This is a genomic window from Streptomyces sp. NPDC016845 (genome assembly GCF_044332585.1).
Taxonomy (GTDB): domain Bacteria; phylum Actinomycetota; class Actinomycetes; order Streptomycetales; family Streptomycetaceae; genus Streptomyces.
The window spans coordinates 1-24,735 of sequence record NZ_JBIRPI010000005.1 but is presented as its reverse complement, the minus strand read 5'-3'; the positions used below and the strand labels follow the sequence as shown (position 1 = coordinate 24,735).

Here is a 24,735-nt window from a genome sequence, read left to right as displayed (position 1 = left end):
ACGCACGGCTGTCCGTCGGTTGTGTAACGAACGCAAGAGCGAACTCTCAACTCACACGGCACGCTCCGGGTCGGCCGGCTCCCAGTCGGCACTCAACTCGCCGGGAGGCGGTAGAACCCGCCCCCGAGCGGCTCCACCAGACCGTCGTCGACCAGGCCGTCCAGAGCGCGCGCACGCTGCACTGGCTCGTGCCACACCCGGTCGAGCGCCGCCTGCGGTACGGGGGCGACGGCGTCCCGCAACACGGCCAGCAACTTGCCCCGCACCTGCCGGTCGGTCCCCGCGTACGTCTGCCCGCGCCGTGGCGGTCCGTCATGCGCGGGCTTGCCGGCGAGGCGCCACGCGCACATCGCCGCGATCGGACACCGGTGGCACTCCTCGTTCTTCGCCGTGCACACCAGCGCGCCCAACTCCATCGACGCGGCCGCCCACTTCGCGGCCGTATCGTCCCGCTCGGGCAGGAGGGCGCGGGCGAGCTTGCGCTCGGCGGCGGTGGTGGCGTTCGGCGGGTACTGAACGCCGGCGACGGCCCGCGCGAGGACGCGCCGCACATTCGTGTCGAGGACGGCATGGCGCTGCCCGTACGCGAACGACGCGACCGCCGCCGCGGTGTACTCCCCGATGCCCGGCAGCGCGAGCAACTGCGCGTGCCCGGTCGGTACGTCGCCGCCGTGCCGTTCCGTTATGGCCACGGCCGCGCCGTGCAGCCGCAGGGCGCGGCGGGGGTAGCCCAGGCGGCCCCACGCGCGTACGGCTTCGCCCGGGGCGTCCTTCGCGAGGTCCGCGGGGCGGGGCCAGCGGGCGATCCACTGCTCGTACACGGGCAGGACCCGGCTCACCGGCGTCTGCTGCAGCATGAACTCGCTGACCATCACGGCCCACGGGCCCGCGTCGGGGCGGCGCCAGGGCAGGTCTCGGGCGTGTTCGCCGAACCAGTCGATGACGGGTTCGTGCAGATCGGAGCGGCCGGGGACGTTCTCGGGGGTCTTAATGAGCGCAGTCATGGCCCCTCGATGGTGCCACGCCCCCCGCCCTGCCAGGCCCCGACCCGCCTGCCCGGGTACTGAGCGTGGCGTTTGCGCTGACGCGCGCGGGGGCGTGTACGTATACGGGCCGATCTGCACGGTGTCCCGGGGGAGGGCGGCCCCCTCTGTGCGTGCCTGTTCACACGGAGCCCCGCCGCTGGGATGCCGCCTTGCCCACCAGGCGAGGCGGCGCCCGCCCGGCGACAGGATCGGCCACCAAGGTGCACCCCGGCGACAGGATCGGCCACCAAGGTGCACCCCGGCGACAGGATCGGCCACCGGGGTGCACCCGGTGACGGGATTGGGCCACCGGGGTGCACCCGCGTCTCGACCGGAGGGGCCGTGTCGGGGTGCCCCCGCAGGACTCCGCTGGAACGCAGGGCCGGGCGACTCGCCTCTGGCGGACGGCGGGGAATGAGGCCTATCCGGCCGAGGAGGCACCCCGGCACGGCCCCGCCCCACCGTCGGCGTTGGGCGAGCCGAGGGGGGCCCGGGCACGGCCGGCTGGGGCCTGCCCGGCCGAGGAGGTACCCCGGGCACGGCCCCCGCCCCACCGTCGGCGTTGGGCGAGCCGAGGGGTGCCCCGGGCACGGCCGGATTGGGCCTGCCCGGCCGAGGAGGTACCCCGGCACGGCCCCGCCCCACCGTCGGCGTTGGGCGAGCCGAGGGGGCCCGGATACGGCCGGATTGGGCCTGCCCGGCCGAGGAGGTACGCCGGGCACGGCCGGAGGGACCTGTCCGCACGGCACGGCCCCGCCCCAGCGTCGGCGCTGAGCGGGCTGGTGTGCCCCGGCGCGGCCCGCCCCCATCGTCGGCGCTGGGCGCCAGGCCGTACCGTCGACCGGGTGAAGCGCAGAGCATGTCGTACCGCCTCGCCGGACCTGGCGCTCTGGGTGGCGCTGGCCCTGCCGGTGCTCCTCGTGGACCACCTCCACCTGCACGAACCCAGCGCCGTCTGGCAACAACTGGCCGGCCTCACCGCTCTCGCCGCCGCAGCGGCCACGCACCGCCGTCTCCCCGCCACCGCCTTCCTCCTCGCAGCCGCCCCGGGCCTGGCCACCGCCCCTTCCCTCTTCACCCTTTCCTACGGCCCCGCCCTGGCCGCCTTCGCCTACGTGATGGGCCTGCGCTCCATACCCGTACGCCCGTCCTTGCTCGCGTTCGCCGCCCTCGCTCTCACCGGCACCGTGAGAATCGCCTCGCGCCAGGTCGACCCCGCCGCGGAGTGGCTCGTCCTCATGGGCACGCTCCTGTTCGGCGCGGTCTTCCCGTGGCTCATCGGCCGCTACTGGCGGCAGAGCCGCGAGCTGACCGCCGCCGGCTGGGCCAGAGCCGAGCAACTCGAGCGCGAGCACCGCATCGTCGCCGACCGCGCCCGCCTCCTCGAACGCGCCCGCATCGCCCAGGACATGCACGACTCCCTGGGCCACGAGCTGAGCCTGATCGCGGTACGGGCGGGCGCGCTCCAGGTCGCCCCCGACCTGGCCGAGCCACACCGCAGGGCCGCCGCCGAACTGCGCGGGGCAGCGTCCGACGCCACCGACCGGCTGCACGAGATCATCGGCCTGCTCCGGGAGGAGGACGACGAACCGGCCCCGCTGGCGCCGCCCGGCGAGAGCGTCGCGGAGCTGGTGGAGCGGGCAGCGGAATCGGGCATGCCCGTACGACTCCTCGGACCGCGGACCCCGGACGACAGGACCGCGTACCGCGTGGTGCAGGAGGCGCTGACGAACGCGGCGAAACACGCGCCGGGCGCCCCGGTCACCGTAGAGATGACGGAGGCGGCGGAGGCGGCGGAGGCGGCGGCGCACCGGAACGCCCCACCCGCACTGAAGATCACTGTCACCAACGGCCGCCCCCCGCACCCACCCCCCGACCCCCTCTCGCCCCGCAGCAGCGGCACAGGCCTCCTCAACCTGAGCACCCGAGTCAGCGCCCTGGGCGGCACGTTCGAGGCGACCCCGCACGAGGACGGCTTCCGAGTAACGGCGTGCCTGCCCGCACCAGGAGCACCAGCAGGACTGCCGCCCCGCAGCACCCCGGAGGGCTTCGCGTACGCGCGTCGCAGCGCACGCCGCCGCGTGGCGCTGGCGTTCACGGCCGCGGCGGTCGCGGGAACCGTTCTGATCGGCGCGGCGTTCACCTGGTACGCGTACACGAAGACGCACGCCGTCCTCTCCCCGCAGGCGTACGCCCAGTTGCGCACCGGCACCCCCTTCGCCGAGGCGGCTTCCCGGCTGCCCGACCGCACGATCAGCGACCCGCCGGTGGAGCGGGCGCCCACGCCGCCGCCCGCGCACGCGGACTGCCGCTACTACCGGGCGAGCGGCGAACTGTTCGTGCCGGTCGAGCACTTCAGGCTCTGCTTCGGCGACGACGCGGCGCACACCCTCATCGACAAGGCAGTGATCCCCAAGGCGGGCACGGCCGAGCAGGTACAGGAAGAGGAAGAGGAATGGGCCCGCTGAACGACGATCCGGAGAAGCAGCGCATCAGGGTCCTCCTGGCCGACGACGAGGCGATGATCCGCGCCGGTGTGGGGGCGATCCTCGCGGCGGGCGGCGATTTCGAGGTAGTGGCGGAGGCGGCGGACGGCCGTGAGGCGATCGCGCTGGCCCGGGCGCACCGCCCGGACGTGGCGCTGCTCGACATCCGGATGCCCCGCCTGGACGGCCTGGCGGCGGCCGAGGAGATCACGGCGACGGTGCCGGGCACGGCGGTGGCGATGCTGACGACGTTCTCCGAGGACGCGTACGTGGCGCGGGCGCTCGGCGGCGGGGCGACGGGTTTCCTGCTCAAGTCGGGCGACCCGCACGAACTGATGGCGGGCGTACGGGCGGTGGCGGACGGCGCGGCGTTCTTGTCGCCGAAGGTGGCGCGCCATGTGATCGACGGTATGGGCGGCGCCGGAAGGCTCGCGCGCGAGGCGTCGGCGCGCGAGCGGGTGGCGCGGCTCACGCCGCGGGAGCGGGAGGTGCTGAGCCTGGTCGGCGGGGGTCTGTCGAACCCGGAGATCGCCGGCCGCCTGCACCTGGTGGAAGGCACGGTGAAGGCCTACGTCAGCGCGGTCCTGGACCGCTTGGAGGTCAAGAACCGCGTGCAGGCGGCGATCGTGGCGTACGAGGCGGGGCTACTGGCGTGAGGCGCGCGGGGAGACGGAGTCACCGGCGTGGGACGAAGGGGATAGCCACAAAGCGACCCCGCCCCGCCCCGCCCCGTCCCGCCTCACCTACCGCCGATGCGCCCCACCCCGCGCCCGTCGCCCGCCGGACGCCACGACGTAGCCGCCGCCACCCGCGGGACCCGGCCCCGCGAACCACCGGGCGAGCCCGTTCCCTGAGCCCCGCATCGCCTCGGTGACCCGCGCCCCCGGACGCGTGAGAAGGCGTACGACGAGCAGCGTGACCAGGGTGCCGAGGACCAGCCCCGTAGCGACGTCGTGCGGATAGTGCACGCCGACGAAGACGCGGGAGAAGGCCATGAGTATCGCCATCGGCACGGTGAGGAAGCCGAGTCTGCGCCAGGCGAGGGCCAGCCCCACGGCGGCCGCCGCGGCGATGGTGGCGTGGTTGCTGGGGAAGGACCAGTCCCCGTAGACGGGGCAGTCCACGAGCGGCGGCAACGCACCCGACACGGCCCGGCACGGCCGTTCCTCATCGATCCCCGATTTGGCCAACTCGCTGCACACGTACGCCACCGCCGTGGCCAGCGGCGCGAGTACCGCGACGGCGAAGGCCCGCGGATCGCCGCGCCGCGCCCGCCCCCAGGCGGCGACGAACAGCACGGCGAAGAGCAGCAGCCCCAGTTCGGTCCACACCTCCATCAAGTGCTGAAACCAGGAAGGAGTGTCGTGCGCGAACCGGAGTATGGAGCGATAGAGATCGGAGTCGATGGTTCCCATGGTGACGGACAGTACGCAATGCCGGGGCCCCGTCACATCTCGCGATGGTCGCGGACCGCACCTGACGAAAGACAGGGGTGCGCGCAGGCCCGCGCGACGCCTGCGTGATGATGATCCGGAAAACTTGACGCGTGGGGCGGCGGGTGAGCGCGGGACAGGGCCCGTTCTCTCGTAAGGTTTGGGGCGTGGGATCTCTGCGCAATCCGATCGGGCCGCTTCCCTCCTCCATCTACTGGCGTAGGAGGGTTGTTCTGGCGTCCATTGTCGTGCTCCTCGCGCTGCTCGTCGTATGGATCGTCAACCTGGGCGGCGGGGGCGGGAACAACGGCGCCGACGGCTCCAACGGCAAGCACCCGACGGACGCCATCACGCCGGGCCCGTCCGGCACGGGCCCCGCGATCACCGAACACCCGGGCGGCCGCGACGAGTCGGGCGGCTCGTCCTCGGGCGGCGGCTCCGCCGGCAGTGGATCGGGTGGCGGCTCGGGCGACGACGCGGGCTCGGGCGACGGTGCGAGCGGCGGCGCGGGCGGCTCATCCGGCGGCAGTGGCGGCAGTGGCGGCAGCGCGGCGGGTGCCGGCGGCGGCAACGGCTATGGCGGTGGCTCCACTTCGACCTCCGGCGACCAGGTCCCGGCCGGATCGACCCTGCCCGACTGCACGACAGGCGGTGTGACCCTCGCCGTGCGCAGCGTCCACAACTCGTACGCCCCGGGCGACAAGCCGAAGCTCGAACTGGTCGTCAAGAACACGTCCGACAAGGACTGCAAGGTCGATCTCGGCCCGAAGACGGCGGTCGTCACGATCACGAAGGCGGACGGCGACGAGAAGTACTGGACGTCCGAGGACTGCCCGACGGGCACGGGCGGCATCCTGCTCCGGGTCCCGGCGGGCGGCAAGGTCACGCAGACGCTGACGTGGGACCGCAAGCCGAGTGCTCCGCGGTGTGCGACTCCCGCGGCGGGGTCGGCGGGGCCGGGCACTTACCTGGTCGAGGTCAAGGGTGCGCAACTGGCGGCGGCCCGCGCGTCGTTCGTCCTGAAATCGGACTGAACGGAGTCCTGAACCGGGGGCTCGGCCCACCACCACGGCCCACCACCACGGCCCACCAGGCCCCCCACCACGGGGCTCCGCCCCGGACCCCGCTCCTCAAGCGCCGGACGGTCTGGAACTGGCGTGGCCGGGGTCGGGATCCGGATCAGACGTACCGCTCCAGGATCGACGACTCCGCCAGCCTCGACAACCCCTCCCGGACGCTCCGCGCCCGCGCCTCCCCGACCCCGTCCACCGTCTGCAGATCGTCCACGCTCGCGGCCAGCAGCTTCTGCAGGCCGCCGAAGTGCTCGACGAGGCGGTCGATGATGGCGCCGGGCAGCCGCGGCACCTTCGCGAGGAGGCGGAAGCCGCGCGGCGACACCGCGGAGTCGAGCGCCTCGGGCGATCCGGTGTACCCCAACGCGCGCGCCACTGTGGGCAGTTCGAGGAGTTCCCCGTGGTGCAGGGCGTTCAGTTCGACAAGTGCCTCGTCGACCGTGCGGGACCGCTTGGCCGTCGGCTCGGGCACGTAGTCCCGTACGACGAGTTCGCGCTCGGGCTCGACGCCCGCGATCAGCTCGTCGAGCTGGAGCGCCAGGAGGCGTCCGTCGGTGCCGAGCTCGACCACGTACTCGGCGATCTCGGTGGCGATGCGGCGCACCATCTCCAGGCGCTGGGCGACGGCCGTGACGTCCCGGACGGTGACGAGGTCCTCGATCTCGAGCGCGGAGAGCGTACCCGCGACCTCGTCGAGGCGGAGCTTGTAGCGCTCGAGGGTGGCGAGCGCCTGGTTGGCCCGCGAAAGGATCGCGGCCGAGTCCTCGAGCACGCGGCGCTGCCCGTCCACGTACAAAGCGATGAGCCGCATCGACTGGGAGACCGAGACGACCGGGAAGTTGACCTGCTTGCTCACGCGGTCCGCGGTGCGGTGCCGGGTGCCGGTCTCCTCGGTGGGGATCATCGGGTCCGGGACCAGCTGGACGCCGGCCCGCAGGATCTTGTCGAGGTTGGAGGAGACCACGATGCCGCCGTCGAGCTTGCACAGCTCGCGCAGGCGCGTGGCCGAGAACTCCACGTCGAGGACGAAACCGCCGGTGCACATCGACTCGACCGTCTTGTCGGAGCCGAGGACGATGAGCCCGCCGGTGTTGCCGCGGAGGATCCGCTCCAGACCGTCCCGCAGGCCCGTCCCGGGCGCCACGGCGCTCAGCGCGGCGCGCATCGAGGCGTCCGCACCGGAGCTCCCTCCGGACTTGCCGGGAGCTGCCGCCCGGTCGTTGGCTGCCACTGCACTCCTCCGGATCGCAGACTCTGGGGCGCCGCCCTTACGTTTGTCGCGTTCGTACGGTTGTCGCGTTCGCACGCACAGGCGAGACCTGGGCAAAGTCTACCGGCGCTCCTCCGTCTCCCGTGGGGCCTCTCGCCGACGGCTCTTGGGCAGTACCCGCAGCGCGTCCCCTATATCGGCGACTTCCAGGACCTTCATACCGGCCGGGATCTTGCCCGGATCGCCCGGAACCAGCGCGTGTGTGAAGCCGAGACGGTGCGCCTCGGCGAGCCTGCGCTGCACGCCGGTGACCCGTCTGACCTCGCCCGCCAGGCCTACTTCTCCGATCGCCACGAGGTTCTTCGGCAGCGGGGTGTCGCTCGCCGCGGAGGCGAGCGCGAGGGCGATGGCCAGGTCGGCGGCGGGTTCCGTCAGCTTCACGCCGCCGACCGTCGCGGAGTAGATGTCCCGTTTGCCCAAGGCGCTGATCCGGCCCCGCTGTTCGAGGACCGCGAGCATCATGGACACACGGGACGTCTCCAGACCGGATGTCGTCCGGCGTGGCGAGGGGATCTGCGAGTCCACCGTGAGCGCCTGGACCTCGGCCACGAGCGGGCGGCGGCCTTCGAGCGTGACGGTCAGGCAGGTGCCGGGGACGGGCTCGTCGCGGCGCGTCAGGAACAGGCCGGACGGGTCGGCGAGCCCGGTGATGCCCTCGTCGTGCAGTTCGAAGCAGCCCACCTCGTCCGTCGTCCCGTACCGGTTCTTCACGCCGCGCACCAGGCGCAGGCGCGCGTGCCGGTCGCCCTCGAAGCTCAGGACCACGTCCACCAGGTGTTCGAGCAGGCGCGGGCCCGCGATCGCGCCGTCCTTCGTGACGTGTCCCACGAGCAGCGTGGACATGCCGCGGTCCTTCGAGGCCCGGATCAGCGCGCCCGCGACCTCGCGGACCTGCGCCATGCCGCCGGGCGCGCCGTCGATCTCCGGCGAGGCCACCGTCTGCACGGAGTCCATGATCAGCAGGGACGGCTTCACCGCGTCCAAGTGGCCGAGCACCGCGGACAGGTCCGTCTCCGCTGCCAGGTAGAGGTGGTCGTCGATCGCCTTGATGCGGTCGGCCCGCATCCGGACCTGCGACGCCGACTCCTCGCCCGTCACATAGAGCGTCCTGTGCTCCGCGTCGGCCGCCTTCGCCGCCACGTCCAGGAGCAGCGTGGACTTGCCGACACCCGGCTCGCCCGCAAGGAGGACCACCGCGCCCGGTACGAGACCGCCGCCGAGCACCCGGTCCAGCTCGGGCACGCCCGTGCCGCGGGCCGTCGCCTGCTTGCCGTCGACCTGGCCGATGGGCAGCGCGGACGTCGTGACGCGGCCGGGCGCGGTCGTGCGCACCGCGGGGGCGCCGTACTCCTCGATCGTTCCCCACGCCTGGCACTCGGCGCAGCGGCCCAGCCACTTGGCCGTCTGCCAGCCGCATTCGGTGCAGCGGTAGGACGGGCGGTCCTTCGTGGATTTCGTACGGGCAGCCATGGAGGGAACCGTAGCGGGCGCCACTGACAGCGCCGCCGCCGGCGAGGGGTATCCACCGTGACCTTGCCCCTGGCCGTTGCCCCGCGTAGCCGCGCTGGCCACGGAATATGGGTTTCCTGTCCCCTTTTGAGGGATCGTTTCACCCGTAAGGATTAAAAGTGTGCAAGGGGGCGTAAGAGGTCCGCGCCCGCCGCCTACGGTCGCACGGGTGATGAGCAGCAGGCCGGAAACCCCCACCCAGACCACCGGCGCACACCGGGCCCAGCGCACCGGGACGCGGCGGCCGGTGCCGCGCGCCGTCCCGCAGCGCCCGCCCGCTCGCTACGAGCCCTGTCTCGACGGGCTGTTCACGTACTGCCTCTCCGTCCTCTGCGACCACGACGAGGCGATCACCGCCCTCGGGGACGCCCTCGCCCTCGCCGAGCGCCGTGGCTCCCGCGCCCCCGCCGCCGACTCCGAGACCGACCGCAGAGCCTGGCTGTACGCGCTCGCCCGCTGGTCCTGCCTGCGCCGGCTCGCCGAGGCCAAGCGGCAGCGGCAGGCCACGCACGGTGCGGGCAAGAGCCGTCCGGCCGGGCCCGCGCCCACGGCCGCCGCCCCCGGCACCTCGTCGGGCACCGGCGCTGAGGATGCGCTCCTCCAGGAAGAGCGGCGGCGCCAGCTCGCCCTCCTCGCCTGGCCCGAAGCCGCCGGTACCACCCCCGAGCAGCGCGAGGCCCTCGAACTCGCCGTCCGCCACCAGCTCTCGCCCCGCGAGGTCGCCGCCGTCCTCGGCTCCGACCCCGGCGCCACCCGCGAGCTCCTCGCGGCCGCCGCCTGCGAGGTCGAGCGGACCCGCGCCGCCCTCGCCGTCGTCCAGACCGGCACCTGCCCCAGCGTCGCCCGCCTCACCGGCGACAACCAGCTCCTGCTCTCCGCCACCCTGCGCCGCGAACTCGTCCGGCACGTCGACGACTGCCCCCGCTGCCGCCGCACCGCCGAGCGCGCCGCCCCCGGCACCTGGCCCGGCACCTCCGTCACCCCCGCCGCCCTGCCCCTCGTCGACGCCCCGCGCGCCGCCCTCCACCACGCCATGCACGCCCCGCGCCGCCAGGGCGCCGCGCCCCGCTTCGACCGGCTCGGGTTCCCGATGGACCCCAAGGACCGCGCCGCACGCCGCGACCGGCTCCGCGCGCGCGCCGTCACCACGACCGTCGTCGCCACCGTCGTCGCCGCCCCCGTCATCGCCCTCTGGGCCGCCTACCGGGGCGCGCCGCTCACCGGTGAAGGCACCGACGGGCGCTCCATCAGCGCAGGTGAGACCGGTGACGCGGGCGGTCCGGCCGGTGAGCGCAGCGGTGACACGTACGAGAACGCGGGCAACGCCAGGACCACCCCCGACCCCCGCTTCAGCCGCGACGGCAGCCACTCGCCCGACGACGTCTCCGTCGAAGTGATCTCGCCCCCCACGCGCGCGGGCAGCACCGGGCCCGGGCGGCTCACCGTCGAGGCGCAGCCCAGCGGTGACACCACCCTCATCACGCTCACCGCGTCCGGCAGCTCCGCCGTCCACTGGGCCGCGCACACGCCCGCGTCCTGGCTCCGCCTCAGCCAGACCTCGGGGACGCTCCAGCCGGGGGCGTCCGTCACCCTCCGGGTCTACGTCGACCAGGACCGGGAGCCGTACGGGCACTGGAGCGCGCGCGTCGGCATCGACCCGTCCGGGGCCGTCATCTCCATCGAGGGGTACGGGCGGTGGGGGAGCTCCCGTCCGGGGCGCGGCGCCGGGCACGGGCACAGTCATGGGCCTCGGCCCGGTCCTGGGTCCGGGCACGGCCACGGGCATGGGCCCGGGTCCGGTCATGGGCCTGGTTCCGGGCCCGGGAGCGGGGAGCCCGCGCCGTCCGATCCGTCCACCGGGCCCGGTGATCCGTCGCCCACCGATCCGACGCCGACCGACCCCTCACCGTCCGACCCGTCACCGTCCGACCCGTCGCCGTCCGATCCCTCGCCGTCCGATCCCGGTGATCCGTCGTCGTCCGATCCCGGTCCGGGTGCGCCCGCGCCGTCCGATCCTGGGGGTTCGTCCGGGGGTGCCACTCCGTAGGTCTCGGGTGGCGGCTTCCTGTGGACCTACGCCCGCGGTCCCGGCGCCTGCGCCGGGTCCGTCGGGTCCGCCGGGTGCGCCGCCGGCAGCGGGCGGCCCTTCGGTACCGCCGCCAGGCGCTCCTCGCAGAGCTCCACCAGCTTGTCGTAGCCGTCCTTGCCCATCAGCTCGATCAGCTCCGGACGGTACGAGACGTACACCGGGTCGCCCGCGCCGTGCGCAGACGTCGCCGACGTGCACCACCAGTGCAGGTCATGGCCGCCCGGGCCCCAGCCCCTGCGGTCGTACTCGCCGATCGAGACCTGCAGCACCCGCGTGTCGTCCGGGCGGTCGATCCACTCGTACGTCCTGCGGACCGGCAGCTGCCAGCACACGTCCGGCTTCGTCTCCAGCGGCTCCCGGCCCTCCCGCATCGCCAGGATGTGCAGGGAGCAGCCCATGCCGCCCTCGAACCCGGGGCGGTTCTGGAAGATGCACGAGCCCTTGTACGGGCGGGTCTGCCGCTCGCCGTCCTCGTCCTCCGACACCCAGCCCGTCTCCGTGCCCACCGCGTGGTGCTGCCAGATGTCGGGCGTCAGCCGTGCCACGTGTTCCGCCACGCGCTTCTCGTCGTCCTCGTCCGAGAAGTGCGCGCCGAGCGTGCAGCAGCCGTCGTCGGCGCGGCCCGCCTGGATGCCCTGGCAGCCACTGCCGAAGATGCAGCTCCAACGAGAGGTCAGCCATGTCAGATCACAGCGGAAGACCTGCTCGTCGTCTGCCGGGTCCGGGAACTCGACCCACGCGCGCGGGAAGTCGATCCCCTTCTCGTCCGGCTCCGCCTTCAGCGCTCCTGCCGCCGCCGGGGGGCCCGGCTGGATCTGGAGGAGCTGCTCAGGCTTTTTCTTCTGCTTTGCCGACTTGGGTTCGTTCTTGCTGCTCTTGTCGCTCTTGTCAGCCTTGGCCTTTTTCGTCTTTGGCACCGTTCCAGAGTAAGCGCGTCGAGGGGGACGAGAAGACCTCTGCGGCCGATGAGCGGCCACATGCGCGCAGTAGCGTTCCTTATATGAGACTCGGTGTCCTCGACGTGGGTTCGAATACGGTCCATCTGCTCGTGGTGGACGCGCACGGGGGAGCCCGGCCGCTGCCCGCGCACTCGCACAAGGCCGACTTGCGCCTCGCTCAACTGCTCGACGAGCACGGGGCGATAGGGGCGGAAGGCGTCGAGCGGCTCGTCCGTACGGTTCTCGGGGCCTTGGAGGCCGCCGAGGACAAAGGGGTCGAGGATCTGCTGCCCTTCGCCACCTCTGCCGTGCGTGAGGCCAGCAACGCGGATGAGGTGCTTGCCCGGGTGAAGGACGAGACCGGGGTCGAGCTGCGGGTGCTGAGCGGGGAGGAAGAGGCCCGGCTCACGTTTCTCGCCGTGCGGCGGTGGTTCGGGTGGTCCGCCGGGACCCTGCTCGTCCTCGACATCGGGGGCGGGTCCCTGGAGATCGCCTACGGGATGGACGAGGAGCCCGACGCGGCGGTGTCGCTGCCGCTCGGGGCCGGGCGGCTGACCGCCGGGTGGCTGCCCGGGGATCCGCCGGACCCCGCCGATGTGAAGGCGTTGCGGCGGCATGTGCGGGCGGAGATCGCGCGGACCGTGGGGGAGTTCAGCCGGTTCGGGGCGCCGGATCATGTGGTGGCCACGTCGAAGACGTTCAAGCAGCTGGCCCGGTTGGCCGGGGCGGCTCGGTCCGCCGAGGGCGTGTACGTGCAGCGGGAGTTGAAGCGGAAGTCGTTGGAGGACTGGATGCCTCGGCTCGGGGCGATGACTGTCGCGGAGCGGGCGGAGCTGCCCGGGGTCTCCGAGGGGCGGTCCGGGCAGTTGCTCGCCGGGGCCTTGGTGGCCGAGGGGGCGATGGATCTGTTCGGGGTGGAGACGCTTGAGGTATGTCCCTGGGCGCTGCGTGAAGGGGTCATCCTGCGGCGGCTTGATCATCTGCCTGGTTGATCCTGCGCGTGTGCCTGGTTGATCCTGCGCGCGTGAAGGGAGGGTGGCCGTCCGGGGCCGTTCAGCGGCTGACCGTCTCGATCCGACAGGTGTGTCCGTGGGTACGGGGCCGCCCGGGGTATGTCCGTGCTCGCCATCTTGATGGCCTCGCCGGTTGCTTCGGTGCCGCCACCGCGTGCAGGGCTGCTGCGCGCGGACATACCCCGACCGGCCCCTCCCGTCGAGTCGCGTCTGACCGTCGGTGTTCCCTCCGGCCGAAGAAACCAGCCCCGCCAACCAAGCCCCGCCAGATCAAGCCCCGTAAGACCAAGCCCCTCGAGCCGGGCCGGGGCCGCACCGCTTCCCCCCGCCCGGCAAGGGCCCCGTACTCTGTCTGCGTGGCAGAACCAGTGGTGCGCATCCCGGATGCGAAGGTCGCCCTGTCGACCGCCTCGGTGTATCCGGAGTCGACGGCGACGGCCTTCGAGATCGCCGCGCGCCTGGGCTACGACGGCGTCGAGGTCATGGTGTGGACCGATCCCGTCAGCCAGGACATCGAGGCGCTGCGGCGGCTGAGCGACTACCACCGCATCCCGATCCTGGCCGTGCACGCGCCATGTCTGCTGATCACGCAGCGGGTGTGGTCGACCGATCCGTGGGTGAAGCTGCAGCGCGCCAAGGCCGCGGCGGAGAAGCTCGGGGCCTCGACGGTCGTGGTGCACCCGCCCTTCCGGTGGCAGCGCAACTACGCCCGGGACTTTGTCAGCGGTATCTGGCGGATGGCCGACGAGACGGATGTGCGGTTCGCCGTCGAGAACATGTATCCGTGGCGGTACCGGGATCGCGAGATGCTCGCTTACGCGCCCGACTGGGATGTCACGAAGGACGACTACCGGCATTTCACCGTCGATCTGAGCCACACCGCCACCGCTCGTACGGACGCCATGCAGATGATCGACCGCATGGGGGACCGGCTCGGTCATGTGCATCTGGCCGACGGGAACGGGTCCAACAAGGACGAGCATCTGGTGCCGGGGCGGGGCACGCAGCCCTGTGCCGAGTTGTTGGAGCGGCTGGCGGTCAGCGGGTTCGACGGGCACGTGGTGATCGAGGTCAATACCCGGCGGGCCATGTCCAGCGCCGAGCGCGAGGCCGATCTCGCGGAGGCGCTGGCCTTCACGCGGCTGCAGCTGGCTTCCGCGGTGCGAGTGCCGCGTTCATGAGTGAGCCCGTACGGCGGCGCGGGCGGCCCCCGCGGAGCGAGGGTGCGGGCGGGCCCGGTACCCGGGAGCGGATTCTCGGCGCCGCTCGGGAGGAGTTCGCCGAGCGGGGGTACGAGAAGGCGTCCGTGCGGGGGATCGCGAAGGCCGCCGGGGTCGACTCGGCGCTCGTTCATCACTACTTCGGGACCAAGGAGCAGGTCTTCGCCGCCTCGGTCGAGACCGTCCTCGCGCCGGCCTTCGAGGCGCCCGACGCGGTGGCGGAGGGGCCGCTCGACACCATCGGTGAGCAGTTGACCCGGTTCATCTTCGGTGTCTGGGAGAACCCTGTGACCAGGGCGCCCGTGCTCGCCGTCGTGCGGTCCGCTGTCAACAACGAAGTCGCCGCCGGGGTCTTCCGGCGGCTCGTCGCCGCCCAGTTGCTGGCGCGTATCGGGCGGCGTCTGGACGTGCCCGAGCAGGAGGCCGAGCTGCGGGCCTCCCTGGCCGCCGCGCAGTTGGTGGGGACCGCGATGCTCCGGTACGTGATCAAGGTCGAGCCGCTGGCGTCGGCCGATGTCGAGGTGCTCGTGGCACGGCTCGCCCCCGTCGTGCAAGGACACCTGACCGGCCTCTGACAATCCTCCGCGGGCCTCCGGAAAGTGTCCGCGGTGAGACGGGCATCCCGGCATGCGGACGGGCTGTCCGGATCCTGGAGGGGCGGCGTAGGGTCGGACGCAGTCTTTTCTGTCTGAAGACGCAGACCTTTCTGCCAGAAGGAGCGAGCGACGATGCCCGAGCTGAGGTCCCGCACAGTCACTCACGGCCGCAACATGGCGGGCGCACGCGCCCTTATGCGCGCCTCCGGTGTACCCGGTGCGGACATCGGCCGGAAGCCGATCATCGCCGTGGCCAACTCGTTCACCGAGTTCGTGCCCGGGCACACGCACCTGGCCCCCGTGGGCCGCATCGTCAGCGACGCCGTGCGCGCCGCGGGCGGAATTCCCCGCGAGTTCAACACCATCGCCGTCGACGACGGCATCGCCATGGGCCACGGCGGCATGCTCTACAGCCTGCCCTCGCGCGACCTCATCGCCGACTCCGTCGAGTACATGGTCGAGGCGCACTGCGCGGACGCCCTGGTCTGCATCTCCAACTGCGACAAGATCACCCCGGGCATGCTCAACGCCGCCCTGCGGCTGAACATCCCGACCGTGTTCGTCTCCGGCGGGCCCATGGAGGCCGGCAAGGCGACCCTCGTGGACGGCACCGTCCGGAAGCTGGATCTCGTCAACGCCATCAGCGATGCCGTCGACGAGAGCGTCTCCGACGAGGACATCCTCCGTATCGAGGAGAACGCCTGTCCGACCTGCGGCTCCTGCTCCGGCATGTTCACCGCCAACTCCATGAACTGCCTGACCGAGGCCATCGGTCTCTCCCTGCCGGGCAACGGCTCCGTCCTCGCCACGCACACCGCCCGCAAGGCGCTGTACGAGAAGGCGGGCGCGACGGTCGTCGAGATCGCCAAGCGGTACTACGACGGTGACGACTCCTCGGTCCTGCCGCGCTCCATCGCCACCCGCGCCGCCTTCGACAACGCCATGGCCCTCGACATCTCCATGGGTGGCTCCACCAACACGATTCTTCACCTGCTGGCCGCCGCGCAGGAGGCCGAGCTCGACTACACGCTCGCCGACATGGACGCCGTCTCGCGCCGCGTTCCCTGCCTGTCGAAGGTCGCCCCGAACGTGGCGCCCGGCGGCACGTACTACATGGAGGACGTCCACCGCGCCGGTGGCATCCCCGCGATCCTCGGCGAGCTGTACCGCGGCGGGCTGCTCCACGAGGACGTGCACACCGTCCACTCCGCCTCCATCAAGGAGTGGCTCGGCACGTGGGACGTGCGCGGCGGTTCGCCGTCCGAGGAGGCCGTCGAGCTGTGGCACGCCGCCCCCGGCTGCAAGCGCTCCGCCGAGGCCTTCTCGCAGTCCGAACGCTGGGACACCCTCGACACCGACGCCGCGGGTGGCTGCATCCGTGACATCGCCCACGCCTACTCCGAGGACGGCGGCCTCGCCGTTCTGAAGGGCAACATCGCCGAGGACGGCTGCGTCGTGAAGACCGCCGGCGTCGACGAGTCCATCTGGACCTTCGAGGGCCCGGCCGTCGTCTGCGAGTCGCAGGAGGAGGCCGTCGAGAAGATCCTGCTCAAGCAGGTCAAGGAGGGCGACGTCGTCGTCATCCGCTACGAGGGCCCCAAGGGCGGGCCCGGCATGCAGGAGATGCTCTATCCGACCTCGTACCTGAAGGGCCGCGGTCTGGGGAAGGCGTGCGCGCTCGTCACCGACGGCCGGTTCTCCGGCGGTACGTCGGGTCTCTCCATCGGCCACGCCTCGCCCGAGGCCGCCGCCGGTGGCACCATCGCCCTCGTCGAGGACGGCGACCGCATCCGCATCGACATCCCGGGCCGCTCCATCGAGCTCCTCGTCTCCGATGAGGAGCTGGCGAGCCGCCGCGAGGCCCTGGGCGGCGTCTACGCCCCCAAGTCGCGCGAGCGCAAGGTCTCCGCGGCCCTCCGCGCCTACGCCGCCATGGCCACCAGCGCGGACCGCGGCGCCGTCCGCGACGTCTCCAAGCTCGGCTGACCACGCCGAGCGCGGAGAAGAAGCACGTACGCGGCCGCCCGCCTCACCAGTCCTGCGGGCGGCCGCCGTCCGCTGCGAACACCGTCCCGTCCGGCGCGCTCGCGTAGACCCGGCCACCGGCCACGACCGGCGACGGCAGATCCGCCACCACCCGGTCGGCATGGGTTCCCGGGCGGGGGCGCGTCTGGCCCAGAGGGCGGCCCGTGTCCGGGGCGAGGGCCAGGAGGCGGCCGTCCGGGGCGCTCGCGTAGACGTGCCCTCGGCTGTCGGCACTCGGCGCCGAACCCCTGCTCACCGACGTCTCCGAGCGCCACAGCTGCTTGCCGGAGGCCAGGTCCTGGGCGACCAGCGACCCGCCCGCGGCGAGCAGATACGCCCTGCCGTCGTGGACCGACGCCGTCGCCTGGGGCAGCGGCAAGGCCAGGCGGACGCGCCGGGTGACCGTCCCGTCGGAGAGGCGGTGCCCGATCAGGCCCACCGTCGCCCCGTCCGCCCTGCGCTGCGCGCACCACACCACGTCCGCGCTCACGCCCACCACAGTGGCCGAACCCGGGGACCCGCGCTTCCAGCGCACCGCCCCCGTCGCCGGATCCACCGCGCTGACCTGCGTGTTCACCCCGTCCGCCGCCATGGTGGTGGCGTAGACCAGGGGACCGCCGACGTACGAGAGCAACGGTTGCGGCGTCGGCAGCCGATGCTGCCAGCGCTGCTCACCGGTCCGGGCGTCGAGCGCGGTCAGCGTGCCGTCGGGGGCCGCCAGCAGGACCCTGTCGCCCACCGGTTGGACCTGGCCCTGATAGGCCGCGATCCCCTTCGACCAGCGGGTCCTGCCGGTCGCCGGGTCCAGCGCGAGCAGGCGTGCGCCGTCCGCCGAGACGACCTGGAGCAGGCCGCCGGCGAGCACGGGCGCGGGCGCGTTGCCGTCAGCGGTGCCGGACGCCTTGCGCAGCCACAGCACCGTGCCGTCGCGCGGGTCGAGAGACGCGGCCAGCACGCCGGGCGCGGCGCAGCGCAGGGCACCCGCCCCGTACGAGCACGCGGTCCCGGGCCCCGAACCGACCTGCCGGTTCCAGGCGTGCGACGCCACCTCGGCCGTACGGGGCGCAGGCGCGTCGTCGGCGGCGTGCGGCACCAGGGCCAGAACCGCCGCCGCGAGCGCGCCGCAGAGCGCCAGGCCCCCCAGGACGGCCGCGCGGACCCGCGTCCGCAGACGGCGGGCGGGCGGCTCCGCCTCTGGTCCGGACTCCGGGCCGGCCGTCGGCACCGGCTCCGACGGCCCCCGCTGCGCCGGTATCAGCGGCCGGCCCACCGAGGAGTCCGTGAACGCCCCTGTCGTGATCGCCCCTGTCGTGATCGCCTCTGTCGCGAACGCCCCCGTCGTGAACGACTGCGTGTCGTACCGCGCGGACAGGGCGCGCATCTCCGCCATCAACTCGTCCGGCGTCGGCCGGTCCTCCGGCTCCTTCGCCAGGCAGCGCAGCACCAGCGGCGCCAGCTCCTCGGGCACCCCGGTCACATCCGGCTCGTCGTGCACGACCTGGTACGCGACGAGGTACGGGCTGTCCGAGTCGAACGGCCCGCGCCCGGTCGCCGCGTGCACCAGGACCGAGCCGAGCGCGAACACGTCCGCCGCCGGGCCGACCTCGCGCGGCCGGCGGAACTGTTCCGGCGCCATGAACGGCGGCGTGCCGATCAGCTTGCCGGTCTCGGTGCGCAGCTCACTGTCCTTGGGCCGCGAGATACCGAAGTCGATGACCTTGGGGCTGTCCTCGGCGAGCAGCACATTGCTCGGCTTCAGATCGCGGTGCACCACACCGACCCGGTGGATGTCGCGCAACGCCTCCGCCAGACCCGCGGTAACGTGCCGCAGCTGGGCGGCGGTCAGCGGACCCTTCCGCTTCACGTGGTCGGCGAGGGTCGGGCCGGGGATGTACAGGGTCGCCATCCAGGGCCGCTCGGCGTCCGGGTCGGCGTCCACCACGGACGCCGTGAACGCCCCGCTGACCCGCCGCGCCGCCGCCACCTCCTGCCGGAAGCGGCCCCTGAACTCCGGGTCCTTGGCGAACTCCGCGTGCACCACCTTCACCGCGAGCGGCAGCCCCGTCGCGGACCGCGCCAGATGCACCACGCCCATGCCGCCCGCGCCGAGGCGCTCCTCCAGGCGGTAGTGCCCGGCATACTCCGGAACTTCCGCTTCCGCGTCGGGCCCGATGCTCGGCCGTGACGGCATGTCCACCCCCGTGGATGTCGTCGTGATCGTCGTGCCCGATCCCGTACCGACGTCGTACGTGATCTCCGTGTGCGCGCGACGCACGGAGCCTAGTCGAAGGTTCGTCCGGGACCGGCGAGGCTTGCTAGCCTCCGCCCACACACCATCGCAACGGGGCCTCAACGAACGCTGAACGAGTCCTGTTCGATGATCGGGACTCCGGCATTCGCAATTTCATGATCTACGGGGGAGACGGCATGGCGATCGAGAACGTACCGGCGGCAGAGGACACAGCAGAGGACACAGCAGAGGACGCAGCGGTGGCGGAGGGCCTCGCGGCGGCCACCGCCTCCTACCCGGTGGCCCCGGGCTACAACGTGAACGTCCGCAGCGGCCCCGGCACCCAGTACCGCGTCGTCCGCCGCCTGCCGCTGGGCGCGCGCGTCACGGTCAACTGCCAGAAGCCCGGCCAGTGGGTCGCCGGCCCGTACGGCACCACCAACATCTGGGACAGCATCGGCGTCGGCGAGTACATCTCCGACTCCTACGTACGCACCGGCAGCGACGGCTACGTGGCCCCCCGCTGCGACTGACCCGCACCGCCGCCCGGCGATAATCGACCCGTGAGCGACGAAACCGGCACCGGCACAGACACGACCGGCACAGACACGACCGGCACAGACACGACCGGCACAGACAAGACCGACACGGCTACAGGCGGCCCCCGTCCCGAAGAGATCCGTTTCTTCGGGACGGCCTGGGTGGACCACAGCGGCGGCTACGCGCTGCGCCGTGCCGCCGTCGGCGTGGGAGCGCTCATCGCCGCGGCGGCCGGCTGCCTCGTGCTGCGCCTCGCCTACCAGGGGCTGGCCATCGCGGACGTCGGCTCCTTCGTGAACGTCCTGGTCGTCGTCATGTTCGCGGTCTGCAGCGCCTTCGCCTTCACCCGCACCTGGAGCGGCTTCACCCAGCGCCCCGACCCGGAGCGCCAGGCGTCCTTGCGCGGCTTCATGACCATCGGCTTCGTCGGCGTACTCGTCGCCCACGCCCTGCGCTGCCTGACCGAGGCCCCGGGCGAGAAGCTCCGCAGGCAGGAGTACGAGACCGCCCGCGACCAGTACCAGCGCCGCACCGCCCGCCGCGCCGGCAACCCGGCCAGGAAGCCCCGGAACAACAAGAAGCGCTGAGCCACCCGCTAGCTGGCGCAGGGGCTCCGGCGCGACCATGCTTCCATGACGAACCAGCCACCGGACGCCTCTGACTCGCCGAACGCCGCAGACAGCCTGAGCGCACCGGATGCCGGTGGTTCCCGGGGTGCAGTGCCGGGTGCCGCGGGCGGTCTGGGTGCGCCGGGTGCTGGTGGTTCCCGGGGTGCAGTGCCGGATGCCGCGGACGGTCAGGGCGCGCCGGGTGCTGGTGGTTCCCGGGGTGCAGTGCCGGATGCCGCGGACGGTCAGGGCGCGCCGGGTGCCGCGGACGGTCTGGGTGCGCCGGGTGCCGCGTACGGTCTGGGTGCGCCGGGTGCCGGTGGTACCTGGGGTGCAGTGCCGGGTGCCGCGGGCGGTCTGGGTGCGCCGGGTGCCGGTGGTACCTGGGGTGCAGTGCCGGGTGCCGCGGGCGGTCTGGGTGCGCCGGGTGCCGGTGGTTCCCAGGGTGCAGTGCCGGATGCCGCAGACAGTCTGGGCGCGCCGGATGCCGGTGGCTTCCGAGGTGCCGCACCGGGCTCCGCTGACGCCCCGGTCGCCTCGAACACGGCCTCGCCCGACCTCGCCCTCGCCCTCTCCTTCGACACCGTCGCCGCCCAGTACGCCGCGGCCCGCCCCAGCTATCCCCCCGAGCTCTTCGACGCGGTCCAGGAGCTGGCGGGGCTGAGCCTGAGCGACGCCCGCGTCCTCGACATCGGCGCGGGCACCGGCATCGCCACCCGTCTTCTGCGCGACCGCGGCGCCCGCGTCGTCGCCGTCGAGCCGGGCCCCGGCATGGGCGCCGAACTCCGCCGGGCCCTGCCCGACGTGCCCCTGGTCCGCGCCGTCGGCGACGCGCTGCCGTTCACGGACGCCTCCGCCGACCTGGTCACGTACGCCCAGTCCTGGCACTGGACCGACCCGGCCCGCTCGGTCCCGGAGGCGTTGCGCGTGCTGCGACCGGGCGGCGCGCTGGCCGTGTGGTGGAACGTGCCGGACCCGGACGCCGAGTGGACCGTCGCCCAGGAGACCCGCCTCCAGGAGGCGCTCCCCGGCTACCACCGCCACGGCGTCGCCACCGACGCCCCCGCCCTCATCACCGCGCTCGGCCTGCCCGCCACCCCGGTCTTCCGCCGCCTGCACTGGTCGCGCCGCGTCCCCATAGACCTGCACCTGAAGCACCTCAGCAGCCGCTCCTACTTCGCGGTCCTGGGCCCCGAACGCTCCGCCCCGATCCTGGCGGCCGAACGCGCCCACCTCCTCGCCCGCTTCCCCGACGGCATCGTCGACGACGCCTACGCCCTGGAGCTGACGGTCCTCCGCCACCGCACCCCTTGACCGGGTCGTGCCGCCGGGAGCAATATTCATCACGTGATGAATAAAAGCTCGGGCTCACCCGGATCCGGCACCGGTACTGGCACCCGGGAAGCCGTCACCCCCGCCGTCCGAGCCACGGGCCTCACCGTCGTCCGTGGCCCCCGCACCGTCCTGCACGGCCTCGACTTCACGGTCCCGCGCGGCCAGATCACCGGCCTCCTCGGCCCCTCCGGCTGCGGCAAGTCGACCCTGATGCGTGCCCTGGTCGGCACCCAGGCCAAGGTCACGGGTGCGCTCGAGGTCCTCGGCAGGCCCGCGGGCCACCCGTCCCTGCGCGCCCGCGTCGGCTACGTCACCCAGGCCCCGTCCGTCTACCTCGACCTGACGGTGCGGCAGAACCTGGACTACTTCGCCGCGGTCCTCGAACCCGGCCGCGCCGCGGCCGAACGCCGCCGCACGGACATCGACCGCGTCCTCGACGACGTAGACCTCACCACCCACGCGGACGCCCTCGCAGGCAACCTCTCCGGCGGCCAGCTCGGCCGCGTCTCCCTCACCGTCGCCCTCCTCGGCGCCCCCGAACTCCTCGTCCTCGACGAGCCGACGGTCGGCCTCGACCCCGTCCTGCGCCGCGACCTCTGGAACCTCTTCCACGCCCTCGCCACCACCCGCGGCACGACGATCCTGGTCTCCTCCCACGTCATGGACGAGGCCGAACGCTGCCACCGCCTCCTGCTCATGCGCGACGGCGAACTCCTGGCCGACGACGCCCCCGAAGCCCTGCGTACGAGCACGGCCTCGCCCACGGTCGAAGAGGCGTTCCTGCGCCTGGTCGACGCGGCGAACGCCCCGCGACGACCCCCGGACCCGCCTGCTCCCCCGCTCATATCCGGGACGGACCCGTCATGAACACGTACCGCACCGCCGCCACCGCCGCCCGCGTCCTGCGCCAGCTCCGCCACGACCCGCGCTCCATCGCGCTGATGCTCCTGGTCCCGTGCGTGATGCTCTTCCTTCTCCGCTACGTGTTCGACGGCAGCCCCCGCACCTTCAACTCCATCGGCGCCTCGCTCCTCGGCATCTTCCCGCTCATCACGATGTTCCTGGTGACCTCCATCGCCACGCTCCGCGAACGCACCAGCGGCACCCTCGAACGCCTCCTCGCCATGCCCCTCGGCAAGGCTGACCTGATCGCCGGGTACGCCCTCGCGTTCGGCGCCCTCGCCATCGTCCAGTCGGCACTGGCCACCGGCCTCGCACTCTGGGCCCTCGACCTGCACGTCACAGGCTCGGCCTGGCTCCTGCTCCTCGTGGCGCTCCTGGACGCCCTGCTCGGCACGGCCCTGGGCTTGTTCGTCTCGGCGTTCGCCGCATCGGAGTTCCAGGCCGTCCAGTTCATGCCGGCGGTGATCTTTCCCCAGCTCCTCCTCTGCGGCCTCTTCATCGCCCGCGACCGCATGCAGCCGGTCCTGGAAGCGATCTCGAACATCCTCCCGATGTCCTACGCGGTCGACGGCATGAACGAGGTCCTGCGCCACACCGACCTCACCGCCCTCTACGTCCGCGACGCCCTGATCGTCGCGGGCTGCGCCGTCCTCGTCCTCGCCCTCGGCGCGGCAACCCTCCGCCGACGCACGGCCTGACCCACCACGTACGCCGTCCGGGCGGACCGTCCGTCCACCGGACAGACCCCGACCACCGGGCCCGCCCGATGCGAGGATGCGACCGGACGACGCAGCCGCACACGCGCACACGGAAGGCCCGAGCCGACATGAGCCAGACGCCCCAGACGAGCCCGAACCCGCGCCACAAGCTCGCCGTGCTCGGCACCGGGAAGATCGGCGAAGCCCTGCTCAGCGGCATGATCCGCGGCGGCTGGGACCCCGCCGACCTCATGGTCACGGCCCGCCGCCCCGAACGCGCCGAGGAACTCCGCACCCGGTACGGCGTCACCCCGGTCACCAACCCGGAGGCCGCGAACCGGGCGGACACCTTGATCCTCACGGTCAAGCCCCAGGACATGGGCACCCTGCTCACGGAGCTCGCCCCGCAGCTGCCCGCCGACCGCCTGGTCATCAGCGGCGCGGCCGGCATCCCGACGACGTTCTTCGAGGAGCGCCTGGAGCCCGGCACCCCGGTCGTCCGCGTCATGACGAACACCCCGGCCCTCGTCGACGAGGCCATGTCCGTCATCTCCGCGGGCACGCACGCGACCGCGGCCCACCTCACCCACGCCGAGGAGATCTTCGGCTCGGTCGGCAAGACCCTCCGCGTCCCGGAAACCCAGCAGGACGCCTGCACCGCTCTCTCCGGCTCGGGCCCCGCCTACTTCTTCTACCTGGTGGAAGCGATGACGGACGCCGGCATCCTGCTCGGCCTGCCCCGCGACAAGGCCCACGACCTCATCGTCCAGTCCGCCATCGGCGCGGCCACGATGCTCCGCGACAGCGGCGAGCACCCGGTGAAGCTCCGCGAGAACGTGACCTCCCCGGCCGGTACGACCATCAACGCCATCCGCGAGCTCGAGAACCACGGTGTCCGCGCGGCCCTCATCGCCGCCCTCGAAGCGGCCCGCGACCGCAGCCGCGCCCTGGCCTCCGGCAACAACAGCTGACCGCCCGACGGGCCGGGGCGCCAGGTTGACACACCCCGGCCCGGTACGTAGTGTGCTCCGAGTTGTCCGACGTGAGCGCCGCCTCTGGTCGGCCCCGGACGACCATTCCGCAAGACCTACTCAAACACTCGACACACTTTTGTCGCGCCGTTTGCGTACGCCTTCGCGCAATGAGGAATCCGCGTTCGAAAGAGCGGGACCCCGATTAGGTCGGGGGCCGGGATTCCGCTAAAGTCTCACGGGTCGGAACGGCCGAAGGGCCGGAAAGACACTGCATTGAATATCCGGCTGACACCGGGTAGCGGTCGACAGAAAATCGGGCCCGAAAGGATCTGATAGAGTCGACACCGCAGGAAGGCCGAAAGGCCGGAAAGCGGAACAAGAAGTACCAGCAAGACCCCGAGAAAATTGGATCGGAAAGATCTGATAGAGTCGGAAACGCAAGACCGAAGGGAAGCGCCCGGAGGAAAGCCCGAGAGGGTGAGTACAAAGGAAGCGTCCGTTCCTTGAGAACTCAACAGCGTGCCAAAAGTCAACGCCAGATATGTTGATTACCCCGTCTCCGGCCGTCGCATGATGGTTGGGGCGAGGTTCCTTTGAAATAAACACAGCGAGGACGCTGTGACCGGACGGGATTATTCCTCCCGCCCGGTCCGCTCTCGTGGTGTCACCCCGATCACGGGGAAACATTCACGGAGAGTTTGATCCTGGCTCAGGACGAACGCTGGCGGCGTGCTTAACACATGCAAGTCGAACGATGAAGCCCTTCGGGG

General features: G+C 72.4%; 20 protein-coding genes and 1 rRNA gene. 15 read left to right on the top strand and 6 right to left on the bottom strand.

The features are described 5' to 3' along the window. Positions 1-92: 92 nt before the first annotated feature. Positions 93-1,004, bottom strand: a complete 912-nt coding sequence (locus tag ACH4RC_RS15980; protein WP_398200607.1) for an A/G-specific adenine glycosylase — start codon at positions 1,002-1,004, stop codon at positions 93-95. An 866-nt stretch (positions 1,005-1,870) separates the two neighbouring features. Between ACH4RC_RS15980 and ACH4RC_RS15975 the strand changes: the two genes are divergently transcribed. Continuing rightward, positions 1,871-3,493, top strand: coding sequence for a sensor histidine kinase (locus ACH4RC_RS15975; protein ID WP_398200604.1), 1,623 nt, complete (start codon positions 1,871-1,873; stop codon positions 3,491-3,493). Next, the gene (locus ACH4RC_RS15970; RefSeq protein ID WP_398200601.1) at positions 3,481-4,167 is read left to right on the top strand and encodes a response regulator; all 687 of its coding nucleotides are present in this window, start codon (positions 3,481-3,483) and stop codon (positions 4,165-4,167) included. The genes ACH4RC_RS15975 and ACH4RC_RS15970 overlap by 13 nt, the downstream gene beginning before the upstream one ends. Before the next feature lie 87 nt (positions 4,168-4,254). Here ACH4RC_RS15970 and ACH4RC_RS15965 read toward each other — a convergent pair whose 3' ends face one another. Continuing rightward, positions 4,255-4,926: a phosphatase PAP2 family protein gene (locus ACH4RC_RS15965; protein WP_398200598.1), complete on the bottom strand. Its 672-nt coding sequence runs from the start codon at positions 4,924-4,926 to the stop codon at positions 4,255-4,257. 185 nt (positions 4,927-5,111) lie between these two features. Here ACH4RC_RS15965 and ACH4RC_RS15960 point away from each other — a divergent pair, with 185 nt between their 5' ends. Next, positions 5,112-5,978, top strand: a complete 867-nt coding sequence (locus tag ACH4RC_RS15960) for a hypothetical protein (protein ID WP_398200595.1) — start codon at positions 5,112-5,114, stop codon at positions 5,976-5,978. Positions 5,979-6,123: 145 nt separating this feature from the next. Here ACH4RC_RS15960 and disA read toward each other — a convergent pair whose 3' ends face one another. Both disA and radA read right to left on the bottom strand, forming a co-directional pair. After that, positions 6,124-7,248, bottom strand: coding sequence for a DNA integrity scanning diadenylate cyclase DisA (gene disA, locus ACH4RC_RS15955; protein WP_398200592.1), 1,125 nt, complete (start codon positions 7,246-7,248; stop codon positions 6,124-6,126). Positions 7,249-7,347: 99 nt separating this feature from the next. After that, a complete protein-coding gene (radA, locus tag ACH4RC_RS15950) occupies positions 7,348-8,757 on the bottom strand; it encodes a DNA repair protein RadA (RefSeq protein WP_398200589.1) in 1,410 nt (469 codons plus the stop codon). A 211-nt stretch (positions 8,758-8,968) separates the two neighbouring features. On the opposite strand from radA, the gene ACH4RC_RS15945 reads away from it, so the two are divergent. Next, a complete protein-coding gene (locus tag ACH4RC_RS15945) occupies positions 8,969-10,843 on the top strand; it encodes a hypothetical protein (protein WP_398200586.1) in 1,875 nt (624 codons plus the stop codon). 26 nt (positions 10,844-10,869) lie between these two features. Here the strand turns inward: ACH4RC_RS15945 and ACH4RC_RS15940 are convergent, their stop codons facing one another. Then, positions 10,870-11,700, bottom strand: a complete 831-nt coding sequence (locus ACH4RC_RS15940) for a hypothetical protein (RefSeq protein ID WP_398201550.1) — start codon at positions 11,698-11,700, stop codon at positions 10,870-10,872. A 185-nt stretch (positions 11,701-11,885) separates the two neighbouring features. Here ACH4RC_RS15940 and ACH4RC_RS15935 point away from each other — a divergent pair, with 185 nt between their 5' ends. From ACH4RC_RS15935 to ilvD, 4 genes are all read left to right on the top strand, one after another. Beyond that, positions 11,886-12,815 carry a Ppx/GppA family phosphatase gene (locus tag ACH4RC_RS15935; protein ID WP_398200584.1) on the top strand — a complete coding sequence of 310 codons (930 nt, stop codon included), beginning with the start codon at positions 11,886-11,888 and terminating at the stop codon, positions 12,813-12,815. A gap of 377 nt (positions 12,816-13,192) precedes the next feature. Further along, complete coding sequence (locus tag ACH4RC_RS15930; protein WP_398200581.1) at positions 13,193-14,017, top strand: sugar phosphate isomerase/epimerase family protein; 825 nt, start codon at positions 13,193-13,195, stop codon at positions 14,015-14,017. Continuing rightward, a complete protein-coding gene (locus ACH4RC_RS15925; protein ID WP_398200578.1) occupies positions 14,014-14,631 on the top strand; it encodes a TetR family transcriptional regulator in 618 nt (205 codons plus the stop codon). The genes ACH4RC_RS15930 and ACH4RC_RS15925 overlap by 4 nt, the downstream gene beginning before the upstream one ends. A gap of 153 nt (positions 14,632-14,784) precedes the next feature. Beyond that, complete coding sequence (gene ilvD / locus ACH4RC_RS15920) at positions 14,785-16,638, top strand: dihydroxy-acid dehydratase (protein WP_398200575.1); 1,854 nt, start codon at positions 14,785-14,787, stop codon at positions 16,636-16,638. Between the two features lie 43 nt (positions 16,639-16,681). On the opposite strand, the gene ACH4RC_RS15915 is transcribed toward ilvD, so the two are convergent. After that, on the bottom strand, positions 16,682-18,868 hold the full coding sequence (locus tag ACH4RC_RS15915) for a PQQ-binding-like beta-propeller repeat protein (RefSeq protein ID WP_398201547.1): 2,187 nt from the start codon (positions 18,866-18,868) through the stop codon (positions 16,682-16,684). A 236-nt stretch (positions 18,869-19,104) separates the two neighbouring features. Between ACH4RC_RS15915 and ACH4RC_RS15910 the strand changes: the two genes are divergently transcribed. From ACH4RC_RS15910 to ACH4RC_RS15880, 7 genes are all read left to right on the top strand, one after another. Next, positions 19,105-19,440, top strand: coding sequence for an SH3 domain-containing protein (locus tag ACH4RC_RS15910; RefSeq protein ID WP_398200572.1), 336 nt, complete (start codon positions 19,105-19,107; stop codon positions 19,438-19,440). Between the two features lie 30 nt (positions 19,441-19,470). Continuing rightward, positions 19,471-20,034: an EamA/RhaT family transporter gene (locus ACH4RC_RS15905; RefSeq protein ID WP_398200570.1), complete on the top strand. Its 564-nt coding sequence runs from the start codon at positions 19,471-19,473 to the stop codon at positions 20,032-20,034. 471 nt (positions 20,035-20,505) lie between these two features. After that, on the top strand, positions 20,506-21,369 hold the full coding sequence (locus ACH4RC_RS15900) for a class I SAM-dependent methyltransferase (RefSeq protein ID WP_398200567.1): 864 nt from the start codon (positions 20,506-20,508) through the stop codon (positions 21,367-21,369). Positions 21,370-21,402: 33 nt separating this feature from the next. Beyond that, the gene (locus ACH4RC_RS15895; protein WP_398200564.1) at positions 21,403-22,257 is read left to right on the top strand and encodes an ABC transporter ATP-binding protein; all 855 of its coding nucleotides are present in this window, start codon (positions 21,403-21,405) and stop codon (positions 22,255-22,257) included. Next, positions 22,254-22,991 carry an ABC transporter permease gene (locus ACH4RC_RS15890; RefSeq protein WP_398200557.1) on the top strand — a complete coding sequence of 246 codons (738 nt, stop codon included), beginning with the start codon at positions 22,254-22,256 and terminating at the stop codon, positions 22,989-22,991. Before ACH4RC_RS15895 ends, ACH4RC_RS15890 begins: the two co-directional genes overlap by 4 nt. Before the next feature lie 128 nt (positions 22,992-23,119). Further along, the gene (proC, locus tag ACH4RC_RS15885) at positions 23,120-23,962 is read left to right on the top strand and encodes a pyrroline-5-carboxylate reductase (RefSeq protein WP_398200554.1); all 843 of its coding nucleotides are present in this window, start codon (positions 23,120-23,122) and stop codon (positions 23,960-23,962) included. A gap of 689 nt (positions 23,963-24,651) precedes the next feature. Then, positions 24,652-24,735: ribosomal RNA gene (locus tag ACH4RC_RS15880) — 16S ribosomal RNA — on the top strand; the annotation flags it as partial.

Excerpts from the sequence above, each read along its gene's own strand:
- ACH4RC_RS15980 (WP_398200607.1), bottom strand. The coding sequence starts at position 1,004 with ATGACTGCGCTCATTAAGACCCCCGAGAACGTCCCCGGCCGCTCCGAT.
- ACH4RC_RS15970 (WP_398200601.1), top strand. The coding sequence starts at position 3,481 with ATGGGCCCGCTGAACGACGATCCGGAGAAGCAGCGCATCAGGGTCCTC.
- ACH4RC_RS15965 (WP_398200598.1), bottom strand. The coding sequence starts at position 4,926 with ATGGGAACCATCGACTCCGATCTCTATCGCTCCATACTCCGGTTCGCG.
- radA (WP_398200589.1), bottom strand. The coding sequence starts at position 8,757 with ATGGCTGCCCGTACGAAATCCACGAAGGACCGCCCGTCCTACCGCTGC.
- ACH4RC_RS15945 (WP_398200586.1), top strand. The coding sequence starts at position 8,969 with ATGAGCAGCAGGCCGGAAACCCCCACCCAGACCACCGGCGCACACCGG.
- ACH4RC_RS15935 (WP_398200584.1), top strand. The coding sequence starts at position 11,886 with ATGAGACTCGGTGTCCTCGACGTGGGTTCGAATACGGTCCATCTGCTC.
- ACH4RC_RS15925 (WP_398200578.1), top strand. The coding sequence starts at position 14,014 with ATGAGTGAGCCCGTACGGCGGCGCGGGCGGCCCCCGCGGAGCGAGGGT.
- ilvD (WP_398200575.1), top strand. The coding sequence starts at position 14,785 with ATGCCCGAGCTGAGGTCCCGCACAGTCACTCACGGCCGCAACATGGCG.
- ACH4RC_RS15915 (WP_398201547.1), bottom strand. The coding sequence starts at position 18,868 with ATGCCGTCACGGCCGAGCATCGGGCCCGACGCGGAAGCGGAAGTTCCG.
- ACH4RC_RS15910 (WP_398200572.1), top strand. The coding sequence starts at position 19,105 with ATGGCGATCGAGAACGTACCGGCGGCAGAGGACACAGCAGAGGACACA.
- ACH4RC_RS15890 (WP_398200557.1), top strand. The coding sequence starts at position 22,254 with ATGAACACGTACCGCACCGCCGCCACCGCCGCCCGCGTCCTGCGCCAG.
- proC (WP_398200554.1), top strand. The coding sequence starts at position 23,120 with ATGAGCCAGACGCCCCAGACGAGCCCGAACCCGCGCCACAAGCTCGCC.